Annotated in this window: 6 protein-coding genes and 1 pseudogene; 5 read left to right on the top strand and 2 right to left on the bottom strand. The window is 59.7% G+C overall.

Annotated features, from left to right (window positions below):
* A pseudogene (locus tag BMX27_RS16650) lies at positions 1-374 on the bottom strand (type VI secretion protein ImpB); the annotation flags it as partial.
* Positions 375-517: 143 nt separating this feature from the next.
* Between BMX27_RS16650 and BMX27_RS16645 the strand changes: the two are divergent.
* Positions 518-952 (top strand): LexA family protein, encoded by a 435-nt coding sequence (locus tag BMX27_RS16645; RefSeq protein ID WP_090161707.1) that lies wholly within the window; start codon positions 518-520, stop codon positions 950-952.
* Positions 949-2,220 (top strand): Y-family DNA polymerase, encoded by a 1,272-nt coding sequence (locus tag BMX27_RS16640; RefSeq protein ID WP_090161704.1) that lies wholly within the window; start codon positions 949-951, stop codon positions 2,218-2,220. Before BMX27_RS16645 ends, BMX27_RS16640 begins: the two co-directional genes overlap by 4 nt.
* Positions 2,221-2,257: 37 nt before the next feature.
* Here BMX27_RS16640 and BMX27_RS16635 read toward each other — a convergent pair whose 3' ends face one another.
* Positions 2,258-2,650: a DUF2177 family protein gene (locus tag BMX27_RS16635; RefSeq protein WP_090161701.1), complete on the bottom strand. Its 393-nt coding sequence runs from the start codon at positions 2,648-2,650 to the stop codon at positions 2,258-2,260.
* A 486-nt stretch (positions 2,651-3,136) separates the two neighbouring features.
* On the opposite strand from BMX27_RS16635, the gene BMX27_RS16630 reads away from it, so the two are divergent.
* The 3 genes from BMX27_RS16630 to BMX27_RS16620 form a co-directional block, all read left to right on the top strand.
* Positions 3,137-3,775: a hypothetical protein gene (locus BMX27_RS16630; protein ID WP_090161699.1), complete on the top strand. Its 639-nt coding sequence runs from the start codon at positions 3,137-3,139 to the stop codon at positions 3,773-3,775.
* A complete protein-coding gene (mobC, locus tag BMX27_RS16625) occupies positions 3,772-4,128 on the top strand; it encodes a plasmid mobilization protein (RefSeq protein ID WP_090161696.1) in 357 nt (118 codons plus the stop codon). The genes BMX27_RS16630 and mobC overlap by 4 nt, the downstream gene beginning before the upstream one ends.
* Positions 4,125-5,422, top strand: a 1,298-nt coding sequence (locus BMX27_RS16620; RefSeq protein ID WP_090161693.1) for a relaxase/mobilization nuclease domain-containing protein, incomplete at its 3' end; no start/stop codon positions are given. The genes mobC and BMX27_RS16620, both read left to right, overlap by 4 nt.

Raw genomic sequence — 5,422 nt, 5'->3', positions numbered from 1 at the left:
ACCTCGTCGATGGATCTGACGTGCACAACTGGCACGACCGTCTCGATGACGTCGAGGATACGCTTGTGCAGGCGAACATAAACATCGTGCCGGGCCACGACGAAGATCATATCTGGGATGATCTCTCGCGCTTTCGCAATGGTCGCACCGGACTTTACGCCGAGAGCCTTGGCCTGACGGCTGACCGCGATGCATCCGGTATGCGGTGAATCCAAGGGGATGACGCCCAGCGGGCGATCGCGAAGGTCAGGATTGAAGTGCTGTTCGGCAGAGGCAAAGAAGCTGTCGAAATCAAGATACAGCCGCTCGATGCCACGCGCCTGACCGCGTGAATCTTGTTTCATTCCATCGCTCCGGAAGTGGGCGGTCATCATAGCCTCTGCGTCATTTTGAACAAGCTCACGATCTACTGTGGGGTCGGGCAAAGATTCCGAGACGGTCGGCCGCGGCTCGGTTGACAGGTCCGACACCGGTAGCAGATATGTAGAACGTAAGTAGAACATGCAAGGATTCGCAGATGCCGGTCTACCAAATTGACGCCCCCGTTTTGGGGGAGGGTCACGTCGTTACTTTGCCCATCCTTCGGGCCAGCGCAGGTTTTCCGTCGCCTGCGGGGGACGATCTCGAAGACGAGATCGACCCCATCGCTTGGGTTGTGCGCCATCCGGCATCGACGTTCTGGTGGCGTGTCGAGGGCGACTGTCTGTGGGATGTCGGCATACGTGATGGCGACATCATCGCAGTCGACCGTGCTGGCAAACGCCGCCTTGGGCGGGCCGTTCTGGCCGTGGTCGAGGGGGCTGTCACGGCAAAGATCCTGCGCAAGCGAGACGGTAAGTATTTTCTGGCACCGGCCAACAGTCGTGAGCCGTTTCCGGACATCGAGCTGACGGAAGATAGCGAGATCTGGGGTGTCATCGCCGGGATCGTGCGGCGATATGATCTGGCGTGACGCGGCCTATCGCGATCAGCGACAGCGCGAACTTCTATGTCAGCGCCGAGCGGATCTTTGACCCCACCTTGAAGAATGTCCCGGTCATCGTGCTGTCGAACAACGACGGCTGTGCCGTGGCCCGCAGCGACGAGGCCAAGGCGCTCGGCATCAAAATGGGCGAGCCGCTGCACCTGATCCGCGACAAGGTCGAAGCGCATGGTATCCGCGTGTTCTCGTCGAACTACACGCTCTACGGGGATATCAGCCGTCGGGTGGTCGAGGTCTACGAGGATTACACGCCGAACGTCGAGATCTACTCTATTGACGAATGCTTTCTGGACTTCAGCGGGTTCCGGGACCGGACTGCGCACGCGCGTGCCCTGCGCCACGATGTCTTGCGGCGGGTCGGTGTGCCGGTGCGCGTCGGCATCGCACCGACAAAGACGCTGGCAAAGTGCGCCAACGACATCGCAAAGAAGAACCCGATCTTCGCGGGCGTATTGGACATGATGGACCCGGCGCTTCCCGATTGGCTGCTGCCCATGGTGCCGGTCGGTGACATCTGGGGCATCGGCCGCAAGACGGAAGCCAAGCTCCGCGGCATCGGGATCAATACCGCGGGCGATCTTCGCGACATGCCGCTGCGCCAAGCGCGGGCGCTGGGAACCGTCGTGCTGGAGCGGATGGTTCTCGAACTGCAAGGCGAGGCCTGCATCGCGTTCGACGAGGTCGAACCGCAACGCAAGGGCATGGCCGTTACAAGGTCGGCCGGCACACCTATGACCGACTTCGACACGCTGTTCCAAGCCATCACAGCCCACGCAACGCGCGCGGCCGAAAAGCTTCGACAGCACGGACTGGTCGCTGGCACCCTGACCGTGTTCTACCACACCAACCGGCACCGGCCTGACCGGCCCCAGTATGCCGGATCGCGGTCGACGCGGCTGACGCCGATGTCGTCGGACACGTTTGACCTCGTGGCCGCAGCCAAGCGCTGTGCGCTCGCGGCCTGGCCGAAGATCGAAACCCAGAGGTTCGGATTTACGAAAGCCGGGATCATGCTGGATGACCTTCTGCCATTCGAGGACCGGCCGCGCACGCTGTTCGACAGCGTCAAACCGACGTCCCCGGCACTTATGACGGCACTGGACGATGTGAACGGGCGGTTCGGAAAGAAGACGATGGTCATCGCCAGTGAGGGAATGAAACGATCTTGGCAGCTACGTGCAGATCACCGCAGCCCGCGCTATACGACAAGACTGACGGATCTGCCGGTGGTGCGGTGAAGGCTCACGCAGCGTCGGCCCATTTACTTTGCCGATATCAGCTTTGGAAACGCAGCATGATGGCAACGCCGGCCCAGGCACAGAAACCTGTGAGGGCGGCACCCCAGATCGTATCGGTGATGACCATCTGCCAAGACCACGCTTTCATGATCGACATCGAGGTGAACTCGTAAGTGCCATAGGCCATCGCCCCGATGATGGCCCCGTGCAGTGCCGCACGTCCGGGTGCGGCATCGCGCAAGGCCGGCATGGATACAAGAAAGACGAGCCCGGCCACGTATGCCAAATAGAACAACCCGGCAGGTGCGAGCATCGGGCTGTCCCGCATGGCGTCACCCAAGTGACGCGAAAAGATCGGCTTCATGACAAGGCTGAGGACAACGGCATCGATTGCGAGAAACATCGCGGCGGTGATGGCGTATAGGATCATGCTGGGTTTCTCGTCGCAGAATGGCTTGAAGCAAAGGTCATGGATAAGTCGATTGAGGCACAGAAAGACCTCCATTTCTATCAAAATAGGCGATCGTAGATTGATACTGTCAAGCAGCCATAATTGCTAAGCCAACCAACAAGAAGCCCTCAGGCGCCGTAAATGGTTGTCCTCTCGCCAAGAAGCACTCGTCAGAGTGCGCCGCGGCGGGGGCAGGGTGGACGGTTTACCGTCCACATACCCTGCTGTTGAGGTGGTCTTCTGTTCTGAGAAAATGCCAGTCCTGACACGGGATGCTGTTCTGATGGGAACGGGCGATCCTGAGGATGAGATGTCGACCCGTTTTTAAGCGCCGGGATGAGCCCGCTCCCGGTTTTGTCCACATGTTTCTGAGGTCGGCCCCAGATAAGTGGTTGTCATCGTGTAGGTATTTTCGCTGATCCCGCATAAGTTGTTGCTGTGAACACAACAATAAGGAGCTTCACAATGCCAAAAATGATCGACCGAACCAAACTGGATGCGCTGAAAGCAAAGCTGGCTGATCTGCCGAGTAAAGAAAAAACCAAAATCAGCAGCCGTGACGCAGTGTCGGAGATGGCGGAGGATTTCCGTGCGATACTGGCGAAGAACTACTCCATCGAAGACATTTACGCGATGTTCAAGGATGCAACAGCGTCCGACATTAGCCTCGCGACATTTCGCGGATATTTCAACAAAGAGGCGGCGGCGCGCAACGAAGTCAACGCGGGAAAGACGCGCCGCAAAACCGCAAAGCCGCAGAGACCGACGAACGTCGACCGGCCCGGCGGCGAAGGTAATCTCGTGGCAAAGGATGGCGTTGACCTCGCAGCCGACGAAGGGCGCGAGATAGAATCCGAAAGCGGCAGGCAATCCGAAGTGACTACCGCAAGCGTTTCGCAAGGTGCAGACGGGGTCGCACATGATGCGATCTCCGAGCCGCAAAAGAAGCCGCTGGACTCGCCGCAAGGTTCGGAGACGACCAACCAAGAGTTTGACGGCACTGCTGCGCCGCGTAACGAACAGGATACGCCTGTGACTGACTTCTTGCATCGGACAAGTCAGGAGCCGGGTGACCAAGCGTCAGCACGGAGGACGACGTCATGATGCGGGCAGGCGATGGCAAGCCCAGATCGGACAAGCGTCGGGCCACGCGCGTGATCTCTTTCCGCGTGAGCCCGGAACTGGAAGCCGAACTGATTGAGGAAGCAGCGAATGACGACTGCGACAGTATCGGGGCCTGGGCGAAGGGGCTTGCGCTGGATGCTATTGGACGTCCCGCAAGTGACAAGAAAGTCTTGCGCAGTTTGATTGGAGAGCTCGGCAAGATCGGATCGAACCTTAACCAGTTGGCCCGGGTCGCGAACACGACGGGACGTCTTCCGGATGAAGCCATGTTGCGGCGAGCGGCGGATGCGACGCTTGATCTGCAGCGCCGGATCAATAGGCTCTTGCCGTGATTCCGAAAGCGATCTCTCGCCACAAGGATGCCAAGCGCACGACGGCGGGGGATGTCGCACGCGTGGTTCGTTATGTCTGCGGCAAGGCCGTGGCGGTGGAGCTGTGCAATCTTTCCGGCGACTGGCAGGACGCACCGATGCAGATGTGGGCGGTAGCGGATGGCAGCAGCCGGGCCACATCCCTGATGTATCACATGATGCTGTCTTGGCCGGAAACGGAATGTCCCACGGACGCGCAGGCGATTGAGGCTGCGCGCACAGCGATTGCGGAACTGGGCGTGCAGGATCATCAGGCGGTGATCGCTGTGCACCGCGACCGGACCTGCGTTCACGTCCATGTCGTGATAAACCGGATTAACGCGCTGACGTTTGGCGCGATGTCGACGTCGAACGATTTTACAAAGCTGGAACGTGCGTGCCGTCAGATTGAAGCGACACAGGGCTGGTCTGCGGACCGGGGTCGTTTTGATGCGGTCGTGACCGAGACGCCCGATGGCCCGAAGGTCACACTCGAGCCAAAGCCGCAAGCGCATTGGGAAGCGAAGCAAGAGCGCCGCGCCGCTGAGCGGGGGCCGTCCGCGTCTGACATCCACGCAGAGCGCAAAACCGGTGTGGTGTCGCTGGCCGAGGCGTTGTCCGATCCGTGGAAGGAGCGGATTCGTGCGGCGATGGACGAGGCCCCCGATTGGGCGGGGGTGCACGAGGCCTTATCGGAGATCGGGCTGCGATACGTAAAGTCTGGCTCCGGCGCGCGTATCCTGCTGGTCGGCAGTGATGCGTATATGAAGCCGTCCCAACTTGGAAAACCCTATGCGATGGGGCCGATGCAGAAACGGTTCGGTCCTTTGGTGACGCCCGAAAGCCTCGAATACGATGCGGCCACACACAAAGCCATGATGAGTGGCGGAAACGATGTCGAAGAGTTGCAGCAACACAGTCAGCAACTTGAAAGGGTCGTGCAGAATGCCCTGATACTGGATGACGCGGACGCAGCGCCGCTAACCAGGTCCGAGACTTTCAAGCTGACGCTTCTGCAGCGCAGCTACGTCGGCGTCACACTTGATCCTGACGTCGTGCGTGCGATCAATCGGGTAACACTGGATGCAAGTCCGCCGACGGTCACTTTGCGGGACGGTGGATCCGTTGTCGATAAAGGAACCTCAATTCTGGGGTCCTCTGATGGCGACGATGCGACCAAGGCCAAACTGATGATTGCGCTTGCGGCAGCCAAAGGATGGGACCGTTGCAAGATTACCGGATCCGAGGCGTTCTGTCAGATAGCTGTGCAGCTCGC

Source organism: Loktanella sp. DSM 29012, from assembly GCF_900110705.1.
GTDB classification, from domain to species: Bacteria; Pseudomonadota; Alphaproteobacteria; order Rhodobacterales; family Rhodobacteraceae; genus Loktanella; species Loktanella gaetbuli.
The sequence above is the reverse complement of the archived record's forward strand: the minus strand, read 5'-3'. Positions and strand labels throughout refer to the sequence as shown.